The sequence below is a fragment of the Thermoleptolyngbya sp. M55_K2018_002 genome, assembly GCF_015295965.1.
GTDB lineage: Bacteria > Cyanobacteriota > Cyanobacteriia > Elainellales > Elainellaceae > Thermoleptolyngbya > Thermoleptolyngbya sichuanensis.
In genome coordinates this window covers 1-18,269 of record NZ_DVEA01000086.1, presented here as the reverse complement: position 1 = coordinate 18,269, position 18,269 = coordinate 1, and the positions used below count along the sequence as shown (strand labels likewise).

Sequence of the window (18,269 nt, the reverse complement as noted above, 5' to 3'; positions counted from 1 at the left end):
ACGTGAAGCGCTGATGACAGGGCGGCCTACAATGGACGCAGCCCTGAGACAGCCGTTACCTGTCGAGGGGTCAGGCGTTGGTGGGTGCGGCGAACACCTGCCAGCGCCGTAGATGACTAAACGACCAAAATTTCGGGGGGAAGGTCGGCTGCGAAAGTTGGAAAAATCACAGCTTGATGGACGATTGTACTGGATGCCCCTAATCGGCGCAAGCTAAATTTTGCTACGGAGTGTGAAGGGTGGTGGCGGAAGGAACTTGGGGATGCAGTGGGGAGGCTCTTTGTAGCACTAGCTACGGACGCATTCCCGATAACCGCATACGTTTAGCTCTGGGACTGAATGGAATAGGTTCATACCTTTGAGTACAAGGTTAATCATTCAAACGTTAATTATCCAAAATTATTAGTAACTCAAGATCAAAGGCATTTTCTGTAGTGTGTTGCTTGGAGTCTCCGGAAGAAGAGGACGTAGTTCTGTTAAGCAGTGACTCGATAGAGATGGTGATAGTGTGACGCAAGGTTCCGTGACGCAAGATTTATTGATTGGAGGCGATCGCCTACCCGCTGACTCAGGGCAATATACCGAACTCATCGACCCCGCCACAGGTGATGCCTGGATCAAAGTCGCCGCTGCCACAGCCGATGATGTCGATCGGGCCGTGCAGGTTGCTGACCAAGTGCAATCGCCTTGGCGCAGCGTCAATAGCCGCGATCGCACCCAACTGTTGCTGAAGCTGGCGACCCTCATCCGCGAAAATTTGGAACCGCTGGCCCAACTGGAAAGCCGCAACGTCGGCAAGCCCATCCGCGATGCCCGCGACGAGGTGAACCTGGCCGCAGACTGCTTCGAGTATTACGCCGGGGCAGTGAATAAGATCGGCGGACAGACAACTCCTGTGGCTGCGGCAGGCACCCATCTAACCTTTCGAGAACCTATTGGCGTGTGTGGGCTGATTGCGCCGTGGAACTTTCCCATCGCCATCACCGCCTGGAAGGTCGCGCCTGCCCTAGCAATGGGTAATCCAGTGGTGCTAAAGCCTGCAACCCAAACGCCGCTCACAGCGCTGCGGTTGGGCGAACTGGCCCTAGAAGCAGGCATTCCCCCCGGTGTGTTTAACGTGGTTCCTGGTGCGGGATCGGTGGCGGGCGAGGCGCTGCTGCGGCATCCGCGGGTGCGAAAGATCTCCTTCACTGGCTCGACTGAAATTGGAATGCACGTCATGCGGACTGCGGCAGACGATCTCAAGCGCGTGACGCTGGAACTGGGCGGCAAGTCAGCGAATCTGGTGTTTGCCGATGCGGATCTGGAACTGGCGGTTCCCAAGGCAATGTGGAGCGTGCTGGGCAATGCCGGGCAGGACTGCTGTGCGCGATCGCGCCTGTTGATTCAGCGCCCGGTTTACGACGAGTTTTTGCATCGCCTGACGCAGCAATTCCAGGCGCTCCGAATTGGCCCACCGCTCGACGAATCGACGGAAATTGGTACGCTGATTTCCAACCAGCAGCGCGATCGCGTGTTGAGCTATATCACGCTGGGGCAGCAAGAAGGCGCAACCCTGCTCTGCGGCGGCACAGTGCCCACGGAATCCCCGCTCGACCGGGGCGCGTACCTCACGCCTGCCCTCTTTGCCCACGCCACGCCCAATATGCGAATTGCCCAAGAAGAAATCTTTGGCCCAGTTCTCTGTGCTATCCCGTTTGACACCGAGGAAGAAGCCGTGGCGATCGCCAACACCAGTCTCTACGGCCTCTCTGGCTCTATCTGGACCCGCGACATCGGCCGCGCCCTCCGCGTTGCCCGCGCCATCGAAACGGGCGTTCTCTCTATCAACACGGGCCACAGCGTCCACCTGGAAGCCCCCTTCGGCGGCGTGAAGCACAGCGGCATCGGTCGCGAACTGGGACTCGCCGTGTTAGATCATTACAGTGAGTGGAAGAGTGTCTTCATTGCAGAGTGATGGAGCGTCTGTCTCTCTGTCACTTCTCTAGCCCAACACTCCCTATTCTCTAATCCTTACTATTTTATATTCCTTTATGCATTCTTCTTCTCGTGGCCGGTTGACTGTCGAAACGCTGACACAGCTTGTTCAGGATGAGCAGATTGAAACCATCCTCACCGTGTTTCCAGACCTCTATGGACGGCTGATCGGCAAGCGGATCACGGGCGATTTTTTTGTGAACGACGTGCTGCAAGATGGCGTTCACGCCTGCGATTATTTGCTGGCCTGCGACATGGAAATGGACCCGGTTCCGGGATACAGCTTCACCAGTTGGGCCAGTGGCTATGGCGACTTTCGCATGATTCCTGATCTGAGTACGCTACGAGTTGCGTCTTGGCTAGAGAAAACGGCGATCGTGCTGTGCGATGTTTACAACGAAGAAGAGGATGTGCGGGTTGAGATTGCGCCGCGCAGCCTGCTGAAGACGCAGGTGGAACGGGCAAAGTCGCTGGGCTATGTTGCCAAAGGGGCATCGGAACTGGAGCTATACGTCTTTGCCGATTCCTACGAAGCCGCACGGCAAAAGAACTATCATAACCTTCAGCCCATCGGCAGCTACATTGAGGATTATCATATCTTCCAGGGCACCAAGGAAGAGTTTCTCATTGGCTCAATCCGCAAGCATTTGGAGCGATCGGGAATTCCTGTTGAGTTTTCTAAGGGGGAGTGGGGGCCGGGGCAGCAGGAGATTAACTTACGCTATGCGGATTTTTTGGAAATGTGCGATCGCCACATTCTCTACAAGCACGCCGCCAAAGAGATTGCCTGGCAAAACAACGTCGCCGTTACGTTTATGTCTAAATGGGACGAGCGCTATGCTGGGTCGAGTATGCACCTGCACGCCAGCCTGTGGGATCAGGAAGGTAAGATAGCGCTGTTTCCTGGGGAGGAAGCCTTTGGCCCGGTCCATAGTTCGCCGCTGTTTCGCTGGTTTCTCGGCGGTTGGATGGCACATATCCGCGAAATCTTTCCGTTCTATGCGCCCTATCCCACGTCCTACAAGCGCTATGTAGCAGGTTCCTTTGCGCCAACGGGCATTGCCTGGTCCTATGACAACCGCACGGCGGGCTTCCGCATTTTGGGACATGGCCCCTCGCTGCGGCTAGAGTGTCGCGCACCGGGGGCTGATGCCAATCCTTATCTTGCCTTTGCCGCCACCCTCGCCGCCGGACTAGACGGCATCAAAAACCAGATTGAGCCGCCACCCATGTTTGAGGGCGATGTGTACGAAGCGCGGGATTTGCCGCAGGTGCCCCACAGCCTGAACGAGGCCATCCACGAACTGGAAAAGAGCCAGTGGGCGCGGGACACCTTTGGTGAGTTCACGATTGACCATTACCTGCATTTTTTCAAAACCGAGCAGCGCAAGTTCGACGAAGTGGTGACGAGTTGGGAGCGGGCCCGCTATTTTGAGCGGGCCTGATCATCCGTTCGTGACTGAATCGTTACCGAACGCCCAGCACCTGCTTTGCCCGGTTCAGGTATTTCTGGCGATCGGCCAGTCCGTTGCGGCCGCCATTCACCACACGGGTTACGGCAATCAGGTCGTCGCGGTCAGCGTGTTGGTTGATGTTGCGGGTTTGCCAGAACCACCCGGCGGCAGTGACAGCATACTGCGGCGATGCAACCAAATCGGGATTTGCCACAAAATCGACCCCCATTGCTCTGGAAAACTGAGCATAGTTGGAGCGACCCGTTAGCTGAATTACGCCGCGCCCCATATAGCGTGCGCCATCGCCCGGTTGCGTGTTGCCAAGATTTCGCGCTAGGCTCGACGGCGGCTCGTAGCGGCGCTGGGCATCTGTCGGGCCCCAGATTTCGCGCAGATAGCGGAACCCTCCGCTTTCGTGCAACACCTGACCAAAGAAATGGGCCATTCGCAGGGGGGTGTTGATTTCAAACCGCTCGAAGGTGGCGTTGATGCCGGGGGTCATGGCAATTACGCGATCGCGCAATTGGCTAGAGCCGATGATCTGCAAAATCTGATCTGTCGTAACGAATTGCCGTTTTGCAGGGGGATAGTTGGCCTGGGTATTGGGCGGCGGGGGCTGGGGCGGTGCGTCCTGAGGTAAGATAAATAGCCGCATGTAGGGTAAGGTTCCGGCAGGACGGGCAGGCAAATCGGAGAGCAGTCGGATAAACGAGTCGATTTCTCCATCCAGCGCGTGCAGCTCTGGCTGTTTCATCAGCAGATCTCGCAGGCGATCGCTCCCCCCATCTCGATAATGAGCCATAGTGAACGTTGTGCCGTAGATGCCGTGATAGGGATGGGCACTGGCAGGCGCAGGCGGCAACCCCGTGAGCTGACGAATCGCCCGATCTAGGAACCGATCGGCATCGTGGGGCTGGGGTGGCAATTGCAGCAGAAGCTGCTCAAAGCGGCTAATTCCGTAATCTCGATACGTCTTGAGTTTTGCGCTATCAAGCGTAGGCGCAGGACTGGCGGTGCTGCTGGGCGCGGAATTGGCCGCGTGATTAACCGAAGCATTAGTCATGGCGATTTCCCTGATTTTGAAGTGATGACTTGAAGTGATGACAACACAGCGTGCGATCGCGCCTACGGGGGCAAGGCTAAACGAGCGATCGCGGCGGCGCGTTTTTGATTAGCAGATGCGCGCTGAATGACTTAGTTTAGAATGCCCAAACTCACGTCCGCGGCACAACGACCCGTTATAAAATCAGTCTTCACACGGCAATCTTGTGTTTAAGCGGTCAAGTCAATCTGGAAAATCCTACAGCCAACGGTAATCTGCTTGGTCAAACAAGCTGCCTGGTCAGTCCTGAATCGCAAACTCGAACCTGTGAAACGGCACTTTGAAGGGGTGAAATGATGTGAAACGGTGTCCAGCGCGTGTTGTGCCGTCTTGCCAGATACTTCACGCTCTGACCGTAGAATTCCAGACAAAGACTTGACCCGTTTCCTAACTGGCTAGAAATCGGCTAGAAATCGGCTACACACCAGATGCAAGAAGGCCAACTCCAGCCAATAGACACAGACTTAATGGACACAACTGGACTCGAACCAGTGACCCCCACGATGTCAACGTGGTGATTTAGGCTTTCAAACCCTTGTAATTAATAGTTTCTGCTCTTGTCTGTGATGGGTATACATCACCTGCTACCCGCAAGGTGTTCGCGATTTTTAGATCGGATCAGATGCCGATCTAAAAATCGCGAACACCCGTACCCCCAGTAAAAGGGTGTGGGCGATCGCCCTTCCGACCGCTAGGCTAAAATCGAGCAAACCCCAGCGGGCAGACCATCACGCCCCGCTGCCCATGCCACGCCGCCACCAAAAGTATTTGCTCGGTGAACGAATTGTTATTGTGTTGCGCTGCCGCGCCGCCGCTTGCCTGGTGAAGGTGCAGGGCGAAAGAGGCGTCTACCGTTTTTGGGTCAGCAGGGATTTGCTGACGACCCCGATCGCCCTGGCTGAAAAAACTAAAAAGAGAATCAATGCTTGAGCCAATGCCGCCCGAAGTCCGCAGGGCGATCGCCCAATTCCGCCGCGCTGGCTACCAGGTCGAGGTTGAGGGATGCGCCCTGCGGATCACGCCACGCCGCCCGAAACGCTCAAGCCGCCGCCGCCAAATGCCGCCAAATGCCCAAAGAACCTGACCCCTGGGAACAGCAGCTAGGGGAGCCAAATTTGTGGTTTGACCGCTTTCACGCCTATTTGTTAATGGGCAGTGGGCGATCGCTGCTGGGTGCTTATAACCAAGAGCGCGAAAAGGCGCGAAAAGGCGCGACGAAAACAATACCTAGCGCGTGGAATGATGCAGCAACCCGCTGGGATTGGCAGCACCGCGCCTGGGCGTTCGATCGCCAAATCCGCTTGCGAGACCATCAGCGCTGGGCAACGCGCCGTGAGGAATTTCGGGAGCGCCAGTGGCGACTTGCTGAGAAGCTGTTGGAGCGGGCTGAGGAGATGTTGGAGCGATCGCTCTCCAGCACCGACAAAGACGGCAATATCATTGAGCGGTGGAACTTCCGCGATGCAGCTACTTTCGTGAGTGAAGGTACGAAGCTGGCGCGTCAGGCTGCTGAGATATTCGACAGCGATTTAAACGCAGCTCTGACGCTAGTTGAGCGATATCACGACGATTTGCCTAAGGCGATCGCCGAATATCAAAAAACTCGCAGCGTTCTTGGTGAGATTCCCGCCGCTGGCACGCCAGAGCATTACCTCGCGATTGAAGACTACGAATCTTACAATAAAGCCACAGAAGGGCTGCCCTTTCCCCTTGAAGCTGAGGAATAGCACTATGCTGCTGGATATCCAGACCCCATGAGGCCGCGCTACTGCTGAGCAGGTCACTGCAAGCCTGCTGCATCCAGAGAGTCTAGCGGGCGATCGCCTTGCAGAGCAGGCCCGCGAGTATGCCAGACGGCAAGACCAGGATTAGGATGCGCGACAGCGGCGCGGCGTAGCGACCTGGGGCGATGCCTGATCCAGCCACTTCAGCTTGACCTCGACCCGTTCGTATTGCTGCCACAGCGCGATCGCCCTCATCGCCGTCGCCAGCTCCTCACCGTGCAGGATGCGACAGCCCTTCTTTTTAGACTGCACCTCACGAAACCACCGGAGCCGGGTGTAGCGCGTGCCCGTGCTGTTGCAGGCAGTGTCGAGCCAGCAGCCCCGATAGGCGTCGCCGTTGCATTCCGATAGCTTGGCTTTGATTTGGTCAAGGCGATGTTGCAGCGCGTCGCGGCGTGAGGTCAGGTCTGGCATGATTGCGTTTGTGTGTCACCAACACCATTTTAATCTAGTGACACACAGGCAAAAACCTGCCTTACCGAGGCTTTGCAGCGCCTCGACACAAGCTTGATTTGTGTTGTCAAATGCTGGGCATATTGCTCCGTAAGGCTAACGCCAACGGTTCTGGAACATTTGGAAAGATGGAGGGCAAACACCCGCGATTTCATAGCGTTGTGACGCGCTGCATTGCCCGCAATTTCATAGCGTCGCCACCTGGCTGCAATGCCGCGCCGCGCCGTCGGATTGCCCGTGATTCCATAGCGTGTGTGTCACCAGTGCCAATCACCTATTTTGGTGACACACACGAAATAGGCTGAGAGCGGTTCTCCTTCGGAGAGGCAAAGCCAACGCCCCTCCAGTAGATTAGGGATAGAGACTGGCGGCAGCAGAGAGATGGATACTGGCGACAAACCAAACGCCCACTTTAAGGCAATCGACACCTACTTCACAGATGAGGGTTTGGTTTTGGTTTGCCCTGATGAAGCTGAGGCCCGGCGAGCCTACTGCGAGGCTCAGCTCAAAAACTATAAAGTTCGACTTGATGGCGATCGCCTGATTCTGCTGGCGTTTGGCAAGAAAAAAGAATCGTAGCAAGTACAATTGACGCACGCCCCAGCGGGCTTGCAATTTGCGACCCGTGGCGATGCTGGATTTGGGCGAGGTTCCGCTTGAGGTACAGTTACTCAGGATTGAAGTCCTGGGTGAAGCGCTCGAAACGTTGCTGTCGGATTTGTGGCAGCGACACCAAGGCGATCGCCTCATGACCCGCGCCGCAGTTGTGCCGACCGCGGCAATTGAAAACGGCGTGCTGATCATCAGCTCCAGGCCCGTGGCGATCGCCCCCACGGAGGATCTGAGACAGCAGATAAGACAGCAAAACGCGCTTGATTGCCTGCTTTTGAATGCAACTAATCAAACGCCCGAAAAATCGCTGAAACCGACTGCTGACAAGAAGTTTGGCTTGGACTAACCGTTAGTCCAGAGATCGAGACAACAGAACGAAAAATCAGGGGTTTTGAGCCGCGTACTACACGTATTACAGTCCAGGTCTAGTCCAGCGTTGTAATACGCCGCCTCAAACTCGACCGCATGAGACGCAACGATATCGAAATGAGACTAACAAAATTGCTTTCCCGGTGGCGACGCCAATCGCCCCAACCTGCACCGCAGCCCCCTCGACCTGTGCCCGTTAAGCTCCAAACCGCGATGCAAGATTTTGAGTCTCGCTTATTTGATCTGCAAAACGAGTACGTCGCGATGAGAGAAGCCATGATCGAACACCACAGCCGCGATCGCTCTGAGCTTGCCCGTCGAGAGCAAGCGGGCGATCGCCTAGATCAGCAGCTTGCACAGGCAAAAGCGCAAATTGCTGTGACTGAGGCGAACTTGAATAAATTACGGGAAACTATGTTGGAGACGCTGCAACCGATGCTGACGGCGATCGCCGAAATCAGCGCGACGGCGAATCAGATTGCCGCCCAGCACAGCGCGGCCGCAGCTCCACCATGCGATTCTCAAAATCTTCCAGATGAGCCTCTACCAGCGAGATCGCCAGACTCAGGCAGTAGTTGCCTACCTGCGTCAAGTTCAGAAACTTGTCAGGATGGCGCTGCATCAGGGCTTTCAGCCGCTCCAGATTCTGATCCTCCAGTCTGATTTTCCGAGGTTCGCCCGGTTTCAAATCGTGCCCAGAGTGCAAGCCCTGTGACGGTTCCGCTGCTGTCGGTTGAGTTGTGTTCGACGAACTCGCTTTTGCTCTGATAAGGTGAACCGTTCCGCAATGCTGCGATCGCTTCATCACTGAGATCTCCAAAAATAAGTTTCAGCGCCTGGTCATCCTGCGTCGTTGAGAGAAATTCGTTGAGCTGCTGCAAAATCGTTGCCTCGGACGCCAAATTGCGCGGCTGAATCACCGCGCTGCCAGAGTTTCGCAACCGCAGCCCGCACGCGCCGAACTGTCGCAGCCGTTCGCCAGCGGTGTCGCCCGCCTCCATCACGGCTCCGATGTTGCCGCTCAAAACCGCGTCCATGATGCGCTCAAAGTCGCGCTGCATTTCTTCGACTTGCGGGCGATCGCCCTCAGGGATGCGGCTAAAGTCGCCGTCGAGCAGGGTCTGGGCAACCAAACGGCTGTCAAGCAAGGTCATGGGTTTTGATCCGCAAATGGTGGGCCGGGCACACAACGCAGCCGCCTGCATCGACAGGTAGCCCGCGCAACGGCGTGCCCTGGTGGGGGCAATAGTGGCGATCGCCCCCAACGGTGAGGGTTTCCAGCATATAGGGGTTGTTGCAATCCAGCGCGACGACGCGATCGCCCTTGACCTGCATGGTCACGTCCGCAACGGGCGATCGCGCCGGAAACGTCGCCCGATAGCAGCGCCGGGGAAACCAGCCCCACGTCAGCAACCCGTCATTCTCGACCGTCACACCAATGACCTCACCCGCCACAACCCCCGCCCAGGTTGCGGGGCGATCTTGCGGGCGGCTGGGCGGCGGGTAGTGCTGCTGCTGCTGGGCGATCGCCGCCAGCTCCTCATCGTTGAGAAACCGAGTATCGACGTGAAAGTGCGACAGCCCTGGCTTGTGCGGTAGCCACAGCATCGGAATCAACCGATTTGTCCAGGGCAGCGCCATCGCGGTGCATCTTACGAGATATTCTCGACCTGGCTCCGGTAGCCCGTGGATTTTTTCAATTTTTTCAATTGTTCCAGAACCGCGATTAGCCATAGAGCAGGCCCGTCACCGCCAGAACGCGATCGCACTGATCGACGATGTACGCAGTGTTTCCGGTCGCCAAAACCTTTTTCAGGTTTGCTAGGTCGTCGCTTGCCCGGATGCTTGTCGCCAGGTCGCGGGCCCCACAAGTGCGAAGCGCCTCGCATTTCGCTTCGAGGATTGCCAGCAGCTCTTGCGGGCTGTACTTTTTGCCCTGGCTGGCTTTGATCGGCAACCCAGCGGCGGCGATCGCCTCACGCATCTCAACCTTTTTCTGATGGAGTAGCGTGTGATCTTTCACGTCGCTCATCTCGTAGCCTCGCAGCCGCAATTGCAAGGCGCGGCCCGCGTCTGGGTTGGACGTGTCTGCGCCCGCCATTTTGCCGATCGTCGCCGCGACGATTTCATCGACTAGCGGCTGGATCAGTTGCTTCAGGGTTTCGGCTTCGTTCTTGTCGGTGGCGGCCTGAACGTCTTGCCTAAATGTGGTCATAAAGACTCCAACGGGTTGATGTGTGATACCCGCTGGGGCTTTGGCTAGGACAATTTTAGCCCTAAAAAGCCTGGGTGCTACACAGCGCCCAGGCGTTCAAGAGAAGTACGAAAAAGCCAATCGGCTCTATTTTATAGCCGCTTATCCATACACTGCGCCGATTTGGTCGGATCGATACTGCCGAAGCTCTGCGGCCCCTTCACATCGGGAATGTGCGGTTTGGGGTCGATCACCAGTCCGCTGGTGTCGGTGATCTCCAGATGCAGATGCGGGCCTGAGGAGTTGCCCGTGCTGCCCAGCAGGGCGATCGCCTCTCCCTGGTTCACTGTTTGTCCTTTGCTCACCAGGTTTTTGCTGTGGTGGGCATACAGCGATTTGGAGCCGTCGGCATGGTGCAACACAACCTTGTAGCCGTAGCCGTCGCCCGCGTCGCCCGCTCCGACGACCTCACCCGCCTTCGCCGCGAGGATCGGGGTTCCGGTGGGCGCTCCCAGGTCGATACCGTAGTGGCAGTGCCGATAGCGCTCAATTGGATGATCGCGCCAGCCAAACCCGCTCGTCAGCGTGGCGCTGGGCACGGGGTGTATCCACCCGCTACTGTTGCCAGACTTGGGCGCGGCTGCCTTGCGCTTCTCCAAAAATTCGGCATACTTCGCCTTTAGATCAGCCGTACTTTTTTGGGGCTGGTTGTAGTCATTACAGGGCAGCGATGCCCAGACCGGGCCAGCCTTGCAGACCGCGCCATCAATGTCGCCACTGAGGATCAGGTCATACGCGCCGGATGACTTGAGCAGGGCGATCGCCCCCTTATCCTGATTGGCGGGTGAGAAGTCAGGCAAGCCCAGCCCGTCCCAAGTGGTGCTGAGAAACTGATAGCGCCCCGCCGCGTCGCTGCACAGCCCTTCGCTGCATCGAATCTGGCGCGGGTGCGTGTCGCCCGTGAAGCTGGTTCCGGTGAACTGAATGTCATAGCGATCGCCCGTGCCCTCCGCCCAGGCGATCAGGTCGAGAAACGCCATCACCTTGGCATCCTCAGCCGACAGCGCGGGCGCGGCTGCATTGCTCCCGCAGAAAGGGATAGCCGCCCGCGCCCAGCCCGGTGCATCGTTGCAGAGCTTATCCCGCCCTGCCTCCCAGACCGCAACGCCCAGCAGCAGCGACAGGCAGATTCCACAGAGCGCCGCGTCTACGATCAGGTCATTCCAGATGACCGATTCCTTTATAGAGCCGAGGGTGTCGGACTGGCTTTTGGCTGCTTTTCGGTGGGTGCGTTCGAGCTGGTCGAGCCGCTTGGCGAGGGGTTTGATTTCCTCTCTGAGGGCTGCTCTAACCGCTGCTGTAACTTCTGTGGAGTCCATTGGCTGATTTGATCAGGAAAGGCGTAACGGGCAATCACCAGGGCAGTGGCGGTCAAAATGAACAGTCGAAGCGAGTTGATCGCAAACAGCATTACAACGCGCCTCCTGACTGACTTTCGGGCGGCTGCTGAGGCAGTGGTGCGGGTTCGGTGGGAGGTTGCCAGTTGGCGGGCTGGCGGGTAATGACTTCGGTCACGATTTCAGAGAACACCAGAACCAACCCGTTCAGGTTGATGTAGCCGCGCTGCAAGCTAGTCAGGACAAAGGGAATGGCGATCGCCACCGTGGCGATTCCTGCGAAGATTTTGCCGAGATCCATAGGGCTGCTCCTAGAAAAAAGAGTGTTTTTTGCACTCCCGAAGGCAGGGAGTAAAAGTCGGTCGAAGGGAGTAAAACTAACTTTTCAGGCGATCGCTGAAAGCCGCTCTATGCTTGCGTACTCCCAGAATCGGAGGGGTCGAAATCGTACTCCTCACTCCCTAGATCTGGCGGTTCTGGAGTTGAGTCGTAGACCGAGGCCAGCTCGTCAAGCTTTGCCTTCAGGCGGGCATAGCGCGGGCTGTCACCAGTGCGCTCCTTTCGCGAAAATCCCGCCACGTCCGCGAGGTCATACCAGGCGATCGCCCCTTTGCCCTGGCTGACCCGCTGCGCCATGCGGGCAATCACGGCTTGCTCTACTTCAGGTGTCCAAAATTCTGCCCACCATTGCTCGGTGGGATCTGGCGGCTCATAACCCAGCACCTCAATGTCTGCCACTTCCAGCGTGGGGATGCCCCGCAGCGTGACGGAGCCGGAGCGGGCCACGACGCAGGGACGCACCCCATGCATCACCCGTGGCAGCGCCTTCAGTTTGGCGATCGCCTCATCTGGCGACTCGCTCAAGCCCAGGTTGCGATAGTTGCCCTCAACCTGCCCCGCGTTGTACAGCAGGATCACGCCCAGGCGTTGCAGCAGGCTTTGGGGCAGCCCGGTGCTGGCGACAGCGGTATCGTGCAATCCCAGCACAAAGGCGCAGTTCGCTTGCTTGATGCCGCGATTGGTGATGTTGTTCAGTTGTTTGACAACTTTGGCTTGCTGGTCTTTGTTTAACTCGCTCCAAAAACTGGCCCACTCGTCACAGACCAAAAGGATCGGTTGCTTAGGGCGATCGCGCTCTGGCAAGTCGCCTGCTGCAATCCGTTGAGCGATTTTGGCGCGGCGGTCTACCTCATTCGACACCAGCTCAATCGCACCCAAAATCGTGCCAGTGTCGGCATGGATCACCCGATCCAGCGGCAGTCGAAACCAGGTGTTGGGTTCGCTGCCCTCATGGGCGCTGCCATAGTCCGGGTCGCAAATATGCAGCACTGCGTCAGGGTGCGACTCCAAAAAGCGCTGCACCCGCCACAGCAGCAGGTGGGTTTTGCCGTCTTTGCTCTGTCCGCAAACGGCGCTACTGCCTGTCTCAAATTCCTTGATCCAATCGGTCTTGATGCCCTGGCTGGCGACGTAGCGCTCTGCCAGTTGTTCACCCATTGGCAGTTGCTTAATGGCGCTGCTAACGAGCTGGATGCGCTTGCGCTCAATGCCGCCCGTGATGGGGGTCAGGGTTTCACCGACTTCGGCGATCGCCTCTGAGGTATAGCCAAAGGCACCCTTCAACACTTCGCTGTATTCCAGCTTGCGGCGGCTGCGGAGCGCTTCACCAGCACCCCACAGCCCAAAGCTAGATAGCCAGTGAGTGGCGCTGCTGGCTCCAACTGCCAGCCCAAAGGATGCCGCAAATAGCCCGCCGATAATCAGGCACTCAGCCCGCTGGCTGCTGCTGTTCGTTTGCACGATTAAACACCTCCTGATAGTGCTGCAAAATCTGATCCAGGCTTACGTTCGAGCGGCTGTAGTCGATGCCGCCATGCTTGAGCCAGTGCAGCGCCAGACAGGCGGCGGCAAACTCAGCGGAGCGATTTAGCACTTCGGCAAACTGAGCAGCTTCGCCCGTGGGCTGCCCTAGCGACTGACGCAGAAAGGCGAGGTCGCCTGCAACTGTGCGGGCGTGTTGGTCTGCCCATGCGATCGCGTCGGGCTGCTTCTGGGCATGGGTGAACAAGTAAATAGCGCGGGCGTTGATTGCGCCTCTCACCCCGGCATCGAGGCTGGTGCGGGCGATCTCAAATTCGGGCACAGATGGAGCGCTGTCGTCATGCTTTAGGCGGTTCTGGCTTACGGTGTCGGCTTTGACGAGCGACTGCTGCAACGGGGCCGCCATGCCGCGCACCACCAGGGCGCAGAGAAACGCCAGCGCCGGAACGCTAACGAAGGTTTTCAACATCGCTCACCTCCCGTTCAACCCGTGCCCAAAATTCGAGTTCGTCTTGCGTCAGCACGTCGCCCGACAGCTTGCGACGGGCCAGCCGCCGTACAGCAGCGCGATCGCCCTTCCCTGGCTCTGGAGAAAGCAGGAGGGCAGCGGCATAGCCCACTAGCGGCATCAACACCACATCGGGGAAGACAATGGCGCGAACTTCGGCGCTGTAGGTCTGCCAGGTGTTGGGATCTACGCGATAGCCGCGCTGCAACTCGCGTAGGTGGCTATTGAGTGAGTATTCGATGCCCGCTAGCCCCGCCAGGGTGATGAGGGCAAACCCCAGCAGGGCAGCAGGTTGTAGCAATCTGGAGAATCGGTGGATCATGAGGCATCCTCAGGGGGTTTGGAATTGGCTCATTTGGGCGAACAGCCCGCAAATTTGGGCAGCCAGTATTTCGGAGCTTTCGACCATTGGGGCGATCGCCTGGATGTCTTTTGGGTCAATCTCTGGCGATCGCCCTAGTTCGGCTTGCAGCGCTCGAACGGATTCCTCTGCCTGTTGCAAGGCGTTTTGAAGCTGCTGGATTTGGCTGTTTATCGGCATGGGGTGTCCTCTTTAGAAAGCGGAGAGGGCGATCCGCAAAGGATCGCCCGGTGAATGGGGCTACAGGCAGGATGGGTCTGGCTCTGGCGGCTCTGACGCGGGATACAATAGCCCGACTACTCGCGTGGCGAGGTCGTACACAACGTCGAGGCGATCGCGCTGGGCAATCAGGTCGAGGGCGACGCGGGTCGCTTCTGCGTCGGTTAGGCTTTTGACCTCCGTTTCGAGTTCTTCAAGGCTGGCGATCGCCTGATCTAGGCTTTTGGCAATCAGGCCAATTGCGATTTGGGCAGTGGCGGCTTGGGTCATGGCACTCCTTTCAAAGTGGTGATGCCCTGCGGGGTGCAGGGCGTGGATATCAGGGGGTTCCCAGTTCGCGTATCAGGCTCCAAACAAGTGAATGGGTTCGGTCGCTTAGGCGAAGCTCCCACTGGGTGCGGCGGTGGTCTGGCAGCGTGGCGATCGCCTCATTGAACTCCTCAGCTTTGGCGATCGCCTGTTCAATCAAGGCGCGGATTTCACGAATCTTTTCCATCTCGGTCATGGCTTAGCCCTCCATCCGGTCTATGAGGGCCGTCAGCAGATCCTCGAACCGATTTAACGTCGCTTCTAGCTGCTGTTGCAGAGGTTCAAGGTCTTCCCACGCTTCGAGTGCTTGGTTGGGATAGAGCGCTGCTGGCTGGATGTGGGCGATCGCCCCTTCAATTTGCTGAAGCGCGTGCTGGATCTGAGCAACTGTACTGGTGTTGGTTAACATGGTGGTACGTTCATTTTTTTGGTGGACATGGGCGATCGCTTACCTGGGTATTGGGGCGATCGCCCTTTTTCATGTGCATCACCACTCGCGCCGCTCTAGGCGGGCGTAGGGGCGAATCTTGCGCGGTAGGTCACGGTCATCTGTCCAGACTTTGAGCCACCATGCGTCGTCGTCATGCCATTGGTCGAGGGTTTTGGCGGCATTGAGGGCGATCGCGGCGGCGGTGTCTGCGTTGTCTGCGGTTTCGGCTCGAAAGGTGTAGATCATGGGCGTTTCCTGGCTCTGATTTCGGTGTCGGGCCCCACGGGATAGCGGCGCTGTTCGCTGTCGCCTGTGTGGGGGTTGGTCGTTTCGGTGATCAGGTGCAGCGTGCCCCAGGGCTGCGGCTCGACAGCAATCAGGCGTTGCCAGCGTTTTTCACACCAAACGTCTAGCCCGCCTGCGGGGTCGAGGTCGGCGGCGAGTTGCCAGGTTTCAGCGGTGGGGCGTTGGATAGCTTTCATGGGTCAAATCAAAGGCTTTTTTGACCGATTTTTCCTTGCTCAACAAAAACTCTGGCGATCACGCAGTTGTGGGCATTCAGCAGCAAGGTTTCTCGCTCCGACCCCCATTCAAGTGGCGTTGTGTGAACGCCTGCGACGCAGGCGAACCCAAACCATTTGTTGCTAGCGGCCTGCAAGGCCTCCCGAAACTTCCCAGCGAAATACAGATAACGTTTGTCACAGTCGGAGCGACAGTTGCGAATCCTAATGACTTCCTTGCCGAACCATTCGGCTTTGAACTGCACAATCCAGTCTTCGACCTGGGCGCGGTTGCTGTCCAAAACTCGAAGAGGTGTCTGTGAATCCAGGAATTTGGCGATCGCCCCTAGATAGCGGTCACGGTCGTAATGCGGCTGCTCTTGTCGCTGTTCGCTTTCCATGTCCAGAATTGTGTTTGCAATGTACACAGCGTCTTCGGGCGTAAGCGTAGATGGGGCAATGATTTGGGTTTTCATGGTGTCTCCTGTGTGGTTTGGTGAGAAATTTGATCTGTGATTCCGGCGTATGCTAGCAGGGCCACGCCACTCAGCAGCAGCGCTACGGCTGCGAGTCGGGTGCAGGCTTTCCCAGCGCCATCAGGTCGGTGAACAAACTTTCAGCCGTCTGGGTGGCGGCAGTCTGCCGTTCGGCCAGGATTCGGGATTCCAATGCCTTCACCTTGAGATCGGTTTTGGCAGCGGCGATCTTTTCAGCCAGCGCTTGGGCATCCTGTTCGGCTTGCGTCAGTTGCGCGCGCTGCTGCTGCACCTTCTGATCCATCGCGCTGTTGACGGCGTTGAGGGCAAGATCGGCGATCGCCACCAGCTTGGTCGTGTCGGTCGCTTGCCCGGTCACGCCGTCGAAGAATCGCACCATCGCGCTGGCGTCGAAGCTGTCTGGCAGGCTGATGTCGTGGGCTTCGACGGTCGCGAGTTGACCGGGCTGGATGAAGTCGCTGGGCACGATTTCGGTGGGGGCGACTGTCGGCGGTTCTGGCTCCGGCTCATCCTGGACTAGTCCGAAATCAGCCTTGAGCAGCTCCACAGCGTCAGGGCTTAGCCCGCTGCTGGTGTCAATACCCAGCTCGGTGCAACGGCGATAAATGCTCGTTTTTGGGATATTCGCGAGCTGACTGAATCGGGACAGGGAAATATTTCGGGCTTGGGTCATGGCTAAAGTCCTCAAATGCCTGTGGGAACTGGTGTGGAACAGGTTGGAACGCTGTCTGGAACGAAAGAATGAAGGTTTGGGGCGATCGCCTTGGAACGTTGAACGAAAAACTTAGTTTCTAAGCTGTTCCCGATCCGTTCCGCCTTGCATTACACTGATAACACAGTTATAACTGTCTTGCAAATGGATTGAAGACAGTTATAAATGTAGAATTCACAGTTAAAACTTAGGGAGATGTAAGATCCTCGTGAACAAAACCGAAAAAGCGACCATGCCGCGTAAGATTCAGGTAACGCTACCCGATCGGGTTGCAGACGATTTAGAGAAGTGGGCAGAGTATGAAGGTCGCCCGCTTGCAAATCTTTGCAACTACCTTCTGGAGGCATCGGTCAAAGCCGAGAAAGAGAAGAATCCTGAATGGGATAGGCGGCAACCTGAGCAAGGCAAGTAGGGAGAGGCGATCGCCATGATCCAGGCGCTACAGACACCCATCACGTTTGACGAGTTTATTGAGTGGCTACCGGAGTCTTCGGAGTCACGCTACGAATTGCGGCGCGGGAAAATCATTGAAATGCCAAAACCTAGAGGGAAGCATTCTGAAGTGGCGGGCTTTGCCATCAAGAAGCTGAATCAAGCGATTGATGCTGCCCATCTCCCCTACTTCATCCCTAAAGAATGCATCGTCAAACTGGCGGATGATACAGGCTATGAGCCGGATGTGATCGTGCTGGATCGGACGCAGCTACTAGACGAACCGCGCTGGGAGCGAGAATCTATCATCACGCTGGGCAAATCCATCAAGCTCGTCATTGAGGTGGTTTCGACCAACTGGGATGATGACTACATCTACAAGCTGGGCGACTATCAGGCGCTAGGTGTCCAGGAATATTGGATTGTGGACTATCTGGGGCTGGGCGGGCGGCTGTATATTGGTAACCCAAAACGCCCTACCGTCAGCATCTACGACCTAGTAGAAGCTGAGTATGAGGTGAGCCAGTTTAGAGGGAGCGATCGCCTGGTGTCGCCTCTGTTTGGTGAGCTTGACCTGACGGCAAATCAACTTTTTGCAGCAGGGTGGGAGCATGAGTGACAATCGACCGAGCATTGACGAGCGCCTTGACCGCACTGCTGGGCTGCTAGATGCAGTCATAGGGCAGCTTGCCCGTCTGTCTGAGCAAATGACCATCTCACAGCAGCAGGCAGAGCAGCGAGACGCCGCGCTGAATGACAGGCTTGATCGCATTGCTGGCGTGATTGAACGGCAAAGCGAGGCGATCGCCACACTCACGCATCAGATGGGCGTGATGACCGAAACCCTGACGCGGGTCGATTTGCAGCTTGAGCGGCTGGGAACCTTGCTAGAAAACCAGTCAAGGATCTCAGCAGAGCAGGCCGCCACCACGGCGGCGCTCGTGCGGCTCGTCACAGTGCTGACGGAACGCAGCGCGTAGATCAAAGCTTTCCCCATGCCCGTGGGGCTTCAAAACTAGACCACACCTTGCGGATAACGTTATCCGCTAAGGTCGCCTACATCATGGGCGATCGCCATTTAGATCACTCAAAGTCCTCACAAAACGTGAGAACTTCGGAAGTTTTGTATGTAGGCGAT

Annotated in this window: 29 protein-coding genes and 1 tRNA gene; 10 read left to right on the top strand and 20 right to left on the bottom strand. The window is 57.2% G+C overall.

The window, feature by feature from the left end; genetic code table 11:
- The first annotated feature begins 508 nt into the window (after positions 1 to 508).
- Both IGS51_RS04340 and IGS51_RS04335 read left to right on the top strand, forming a co-directional pair.
- Positions 509 to 1,957, top strand: a complete 1,449-nt coding sequence (locus IGS51_RS04340; RefSeq protein WP_297076388.1) for an aldehyde dehydrogenase — start codon at positions 509 to 511, stop codon at positions 1,955 to 1,957.
- A gap of 76 nt (positions 1,958 to 2,033) precedes the next feature.
- Positions 2,034 to 3,422 carry a glutamine synthetase family protein gene (locus tag IGS51_RS04335; RefSeq protein WP_367279254.1) on the top strand — a complete coding sequence of 463 codons (1,389 nt, stop codon included), beginning with the start codon at positions 2,034 to 2,036 and terminating at the stop codon, positions 3,420 to 3,422.
- Positions 3,423 to 3,444: 22 nt separating this feature from the next.
- Here the strand turns inward: IGS51_RS04335 and IGS51_RS04330 are convergent, their stop codons facing one another.
- Together IGS51_RS04330 and IGS51_RS04325 are read right to left on the bottom strand one after the other, a co-directional pair.
- Positions 3,445 to 4,494, bottom strand: coding sequence for a glycoside hydrolase family 19 protein (locus IGS51_RS04330; protein ID WP_297076382.1), 1,050 nt, complete (start codon positions 4,492 to 4,494; stop codon positions 3,445 to 3,447).
- 507 nt (positions 4,495 to 5,001) lie between these two features.
- A tRNA-Val gene (locus IGS51_RS04325) sits at positions 5,002 to 5,069 on the bottom strand.
- 208 nt (positions 5,070 to 5,277) lie between these two features.
- Here IGS51_RS04325 and IGS51_RS04320 point away from each other — a divergent pair.
- The 3 genes from IGS51_RS04320 to IGS51_RS04310 are packed head-to-tail and all read left to right on the top strand — an operon-like array spanning position 5,278 to position 6,260.
- On the top strand, positions 5,278 to 5,463 hold the full coding sequence (locus IGS51_RS04320) for a hypothetical protein (protein WP_297076379.1): 186 nt from the start codon (positions 5,278 to 5,280) through the stop codon (positions 5,461 to 5,463).
- Entirely contained in the window at positions 5,456 to 5,617 is a 162-nt protein-coding gene (locus IGS51_RS04315; RefSeq protein ID WP_297076374.1) for a hypothetical protein, read from the top strand. Before IGS51_RS04320 ends, IGS51_RS04315 begins: the two co-directional genes overlap by 8 nt.
- The gene (locus IGS51_RS04310) at positions 5,601 to 6,260 is read left to right on the top strand and encodes a hypothetical protein (RefSeq protein ID WP_297076372.1); all 660 of its coding nucleotides are present in this window, start codon (positions 5,601 to 5,603) and stop codon (positions 6,258 to 6,260) included. Before IGS51_RS04315 ends, IGS51_RS04310 begins: the two co-directional genes overlap by 17 nt.
- 141 nt (positions 6,261 to 6,401) lie before the next feature.
- Here the strand turns inward: IGS51_RS04310 and IGS51_RS04305 are convergent, their stop codons facing one another.
- Complete coding sequence (locus IGS51_RS04305) at positions 6,402 to 6,731, bottom strand: hypothetical protein (RefSeq protein ID WP_297076369.1); 330 nt, start codon at positions 6,729 to 6,731, stop codon at positions 6,402 to 6,404.
- A 420-nt stretch (positions 6,732 to 7,151) separates the two neighbouring features.
- On the opposite strand from IGS51_RS04305, the gene IGS51_RS04300 reads away from it, so the two are divergent.
- Complete coding sequence (locus tag IGS51_RS04300) at positions 7,152 to 7,349, top strand: hypothetical protein (RefSeq protein ID WP_297076367.1); 198 nt, start codon at positions 7,152 to 7,154, stop codon at positions 7,347 to 7,349.
- A gap of 46 nt (positions 7,350 to 7,395) precedes the next feature.
- On the top strand, positions 7,396 to 7,728 hold the full coding sequence (locus tag IGS51_RS04295; protein ID WP_297076364.1) for a hypothetical protein: 333 nt from the start codon (positions 7,396 to 7,398) through the stop codon (positions 7,726 to 7,728).
- A gap of 480 nt (positions 7,729 to 8,208) precedes the next feature.
- Here the strand turns inward: IGS51_RS04295 and IGS51_RS04290 are convergent, their stop codons facing one another.
- The 17 genes from IGS51_RS04290 to IGS51_RS04210 form a co-directional block, all read right to left on the bottom strand.
- A complete protein-coding gene (locus IGS51_RS04290) occupies positions 8,209 to 8,373 on the bottom strand; it encodes a hypothetical protein (RefSeq protein ID WP_297076362.1) in 165 nt (54 codons plus the stop codon).
- Entirely contained in the window at positions 8,357 to 8,905 is a 549-nt protein-coding gene (locus IGS51_RS04285) for a hypothetical protein (RefSeq protein WP_297076359.1), read from the bottom strand. The genes IGS51_RS04290 and IGS51_RS04285 overlap by 17 nt, the downstream gene beginning before the upstream one ends.
- Positions 8,892 to 9,485, bottom strand: coding sequence for a hypothetical protein (locus tag IGS51_RS04280; RefSeq protein WP_297076357.1), 594 nt, complete (start codon positions 9,483 to 9,485; stop codon positions 8,892 to 8,894). The genes IGS51_RS04285 and IGS51_RS04280 overlap by 14 nt, the downstream gene beginning before the upstream one ends.
- Complete coding sequence (locus IGS51_RS04275; protein WP_297076353.1) at positions 9,478 to 9,966, bottom strand: hypothetical protein; 489 nt, start codon at positions 9,964 to 9,966, stop codon at positions 9,478 to 9,480. Before IGS51_RS04275 ends, IGS51_RS04280 begins: the two co-directional genes overlap by 8 nt.
- 131 nt (positions 9,967 to 10,097) lie before the next feature.
- Positions 10,098 to 11,324, bottom strand: coding sequence for a peptidoglycan DD-metalloendopeptidase family protein (locus tag IGS51_RS04270; RefSeq protein WP_297076350.1), 1,227 nt, complete (start codon positions 11,322 to 11,324; stop codon positions 10,098 to 10,100).
- A gap of 91 nt (positions 11,325 to 11,415) precedes the next feature.
- Entirely contained in the window at positions 11,416 to 11,643 is a 228-nt protein-coding gene (locus tag IGS51_RS04265; protein WP_297076347.1) for a hypothetical protein, read from the bottom strand.
- 107 nt (positions 11,644 to 11,750) lie between these two features.
- Positions 11,751 to 13,142 (bottom strand): hypothetical protein, encoded by a 1,392-nt coding sequence (locus IGS51_RS04260; protein WP_297076345.1) that lies wholly within the window; start codon positions 13,140 to 13,142, stop codon positions 11,751 to 11,753.
- Complete coding sequence (locus IGS51_RS04255; protein ID WP_297076342.1) at positions 13,111 to 13,632, bottom strand: hypothetical protein; 522 nt, start codon at positions 13,630 to 13,632, stop codon at positions 13,111 to 13,113. The genes IGS51_RS04260 and IGS51_RS04255 overlap by 32 nt, the downstream gene beginning before the upstream one ends.
- On the bottom strand, positions 13,613 to 13,993 hold the full coding sequence (locus IGS51_RS04250; RefSeq protein WP_297076339.1) for a hypothetical protein: 381 nt from the start codon (positions 13,991 to 13,993) through the stop codon (positions 13,613 to 13,615). Before IGS51_RS04250 ends, IGS51_RS04255 begins: the two co-directional genes overlap by 20 nt.
- A gap of 9 nt (positions 13,994 to 14,002) precedes the next feature.
- A complete protein-coding gene (locus IGS51_RS04245) occupies positions 14,003 to 14,212 on the bottom strand; it encodes a hypothetical protein (RefSeq protein WP_297076335.1) in 210 nt (69 codons plus the stop codon).
- Positions 14,213 to 14,272: 60 nt separating this feature from the next.
- Positions 14,273 to 14,521: a hypothetical protein gene (locus tag IGS51_RS04240; RefSeq protein ID WP_297076332.1), complete on the bottom strand. Its 249-nt coding sequence runs from the start codon at positions 14,519 to 14,521 to the stop codon at positions 14,273 to 14,275.
- Between the two features lie 49 nt (positions 14,522 to 14,570).
- A complete protein-coding gene (locus IGS51_RS04235) occupies positions 14,571 to 14,756 on the bottom strand; it encodes a hypothetical protein (protein ID WP_297076329.1) in 186 nt (61 codons plus the stop codon).
- A gap of 3 nt (positions 14,757 to 14,759) precedes the next feature.
- Positions 14,760 to 14,969, bottom strand: coding sequence for a hypothetical protein (locus tag IGS51_RS04230; RefSeq protein WP_297076326.1), 210 nt, complete (start codon positions 14,967 to 14,969; stop codon positions 14,760 to 14,762).
- Positions 14,970 to 15,047: 78 nt separating this feature from the next.
- A complete protein-coding gene (locus tag IGS51_RS04225) occupies positions 15,048 to 15,236 on the bottom strand; it encodes a hypothetical protein (protein ID WP_297076323.1) in 189 nt (62 codons plus the stop codon).
- A complete protein-coding gene (locus tag IGS51_RS04220) occupies positions 15,233 to 15,472 on the bottom strand; it encodes a hypothetical protein (protein WP_297076321.1) in 240 nt (79 codons plus the stop codon). Before IGS51_RS04220 ends, IGS51_RS04225 begins: the two co-directional genes overlap by 4 nt.
- Positions 15,473 to 15,480: 8 nt before the next feature.
- Positions 15,481 to 15,966 carry a hypothetical protein gene (locus IGS51_RS04215; protein ID WP_297076319.1) on the bottom strand — a complete coding sequence of 162 codons (486 nt, stop codon included), beginning with the start codon at positions 15,964 to 15,966 and terminating at the stop codon, positions 15,481 to 15,483.
- A gap of 82 nt (positions 15,967 to 16,048) precedes the next feature.
- Positions 16,049 to 16,660 (bottom strand): hypothetical protein, encoded by a 612-nt coding sequence (locus IGS51_RS04210; RefSeq protein ID WP_297076316.1) that lies wholly within the window; start codon positions 16,658 to 16,660, stop codon positions 16,049 to 16,051.
- A gap of 247 nt (positions 16,661 to 16,907) precedes the next feature.
- On the opposite strand from IGS51_RS04210, the gene IGS51_RS04205 reads away from it, so the two are divergent.
- Genes IGS51_RS04205 through IGS51_RS04195 form a run of 3 tightly spaced genes read left to right on the top strand, consistent with a single transcriptional unit; the run spans position 16,908 to position 18,111 of the window.
- On the top strand, positions 16,908 to 17,111 hold the full coding sequence (locus tag IGS51_RS04205) for a hypothetical protein (protein WP_297076313.1): 204 nt from the start codon (positions 16,908 to 16,910) through the stop codon (positions 17,109 to 17,111).
- A 15-nt stretch (positions 17,112 to 17,126) separates the two neighbouring features.
- Positions 17,127 to 17,750: a Uma2 family endonuclease gene (locus IGS51_RS04200; RefSeq protein ID WP_297076311.1), complete on the top strand. Its 624-nt coding sequence runs from the start codon at positions 17,127 to 17,129 to the stop codon at positions 17,748 to 17,750.
- Positions 17,743 to 18,111 carry a hypothetical protein gene (locus IGS51_RS04195; RefSeq protein WP_297076308.1) on the top strand — a complete coding sequence of 123 codons (369 nt, stop codon included), beginning with the start codon at positions 17,743 to 17,745 and terminating at the stop codon, positions 18,109 to 18,111. Before IGS51_RS04200 ends, IGS51_RS04195 begins: the two co-directional genes overlap by 8 nt.
- The last annotated feature ends 158 nt before the right edge of the window (positions 18,112 to 18,269 follow it).

Bases quoted from the DNA above. Each gene is read 5' to 3' on its own strand.
- IGS51_RS04225 (WP_297076323.1), bottom strand. From the start codon at position 15,236: ATGATCTACACCTTTCGAGCCGAAACCGCAGACAACGCAGACACCGCC.
- IGS51_RS04220 (WP_297076321.1), bottom strand. From the start codon at position 15,472: ATGAAAGCTATCCAACGCCCCACCGCTGAAACCTGGCAACTCGCCGCC.
- IGS51_RS04250 (WP_297076339.1), bottom strand. From the start codon at position 13,993: ATGATCCACCGATTCTCCAGATTGCTACAACCTGCTGCCCTGCTGGGG.
- IGS51_RS04195 (WP_297076308.1), top strand. From the start codon at position 17,743: ATGAGTGACAATCGACCGAGCATTGACGAGCGCCTTGACCGCACTGCT.
- IGS51_RS04215 (WP_297076319.1), bottom strand. From the start codon at position 15,966: ATGAAAACCCAAATCATTGCCCCATCTACGCTTACGCCCGAAGACGCT.
- IGS51_RS04305 (WP_297076369.1), bottom strand. From the start codon at position 6,731: ATGCCAGACCTGACCTCACGCCGCGACGCGCTGCAACATCGCCTTGAC.
- IGS51_RS04335 (WP_367279254.1), top strand. From the start codon at position 2,034: ATGCATTCTTCTTCTCGTGGCCGGTTGACTGTCGAAACGCTGACACAG.
- IGS51_RS04210 (WP_297076316.1), bottom strand. From the start codon at position 16,660: ATGACCCAAGCCCGAAATATTTCCCTGTCCCGATTCAGTCAGCTCGCG.
- IGS51_RS04245 (WP_297076335.1), bottom strand. From the start codon at position 14,212: ATGCCGATAAACAGCCAAATCCAGCAGCTTCAAAACGCCTTGCAACAG.
- IGS51_RS04235 (WP_297076329.1), bottom strand. From the start codon at position 14,756: ATGACCGAGATGGAAAAGATTCGTGAAATCCGCGCCTTGATTGAACAG.
- IGS51_RS04255 (WP_297076342.1), bottom strand. From the start codon at position 13,632: ATGTTGAAAACCTTCGTTAGCGTTCCGGCGCTGGCGTTTCTCTGCGCC.
- IGS51_RS04320 (WP_297076379.1), top strand. From the start codon at position 5,278: ATGCCACGCCGCCACCAAAAGTATTTGCTCGGTGAACGAATTGTTATT.
- IGS51_RS04285 (WP_297076359.1), bottom strand. From the start codon at position 8,905: ATGACCTTGCTTGACAGCCGTTTGGTTGCCCAGACCCTGCTCGACGGC.
- IGS51_RS04200 (WP_297076311.1), top strand. From the start codon at position 17,127: ATGATCCAGGCGCTACAGACACCCATCACGTTTGACGAGTTTATTGAG.
- IGS51_RS04240 (WP_297076332.1), bottom strand. From the start codon at position 14,521: ATGACCCAAGCCGCCACTGCCCAAATCGCAATTGGCCTGATTGCCAAA.
- IGS51_RS04315 (WP_297076374.1), top strand. From the start codon at position 5,456: ATGCTTGAGCCAATGCCGCCCGAAGTCCGCAGGGCGATCGCCCAATTC.
- IGS51_RS04265 (WP_297076347.1), bottom strand. From the start codon at position 11,643: ATGGATCTCGGCAAAATCTTCGCAGGAATCGCCACGGTGGCGATCGCC.
- IGS51_RS04280 (WP_297076357.1), bottom strand. From the start codon at position 9,485: ATGGCTAATCGCGGTTCTGGAACAATTGAAAAAATTGAAAAAATCCAC.
- IGS51_RS04310 (WP_297076372.1), top strand. From the start codon at position 5,601: ATGCCCAAAGAACCTGACCCCTGGGAACAGCAGCTAGGGGAGCCAAAT.
- IGS51_RS04300 (WP_297076367.1), top strand. From the start codon at position 7,152: ATGGATACTGGCGACAAACCAAACGCCCACTTTAAGGCAATCGACACC.
- IGS51_RS04270 (WP_297076350.1), bottom strand. From the start codon at position 11,324: ATGGACTCCACAGAAGTTACAGCAGCGGTTAGAGCAGCCCTCAGAGAG.
- IGS51_RS04290 (WP_297076362.1), bottom strand. From the start codon at position 8,373: ATGCAGCGCCATCCTGACAAGTTTCTGAACTTGACGCAGGTAGGCAAC.
- IGS51_RS04230 (WP_297076326.1), bottom strand. From the start codon at position 14,969: ATGTTAACCAACACCAGTACAGTTGCTCAGATCCAGCACGCGCTTCAG.
- IGS51_RS04275 (WP_297076353.1), bottom strand. From the start codon at position 9,966: ATGACCACATTTAGGCAAGACGTTCAGGCCGCCACCGACAAGAACGAA.
- IGS51_RS04330 (WP_297076382.1), bottom strand. From the start codon at position 4,494: ATGACTAATGCTTCGGTTAATCACGCGGCCAATTCCGCGCCCAGCAGC.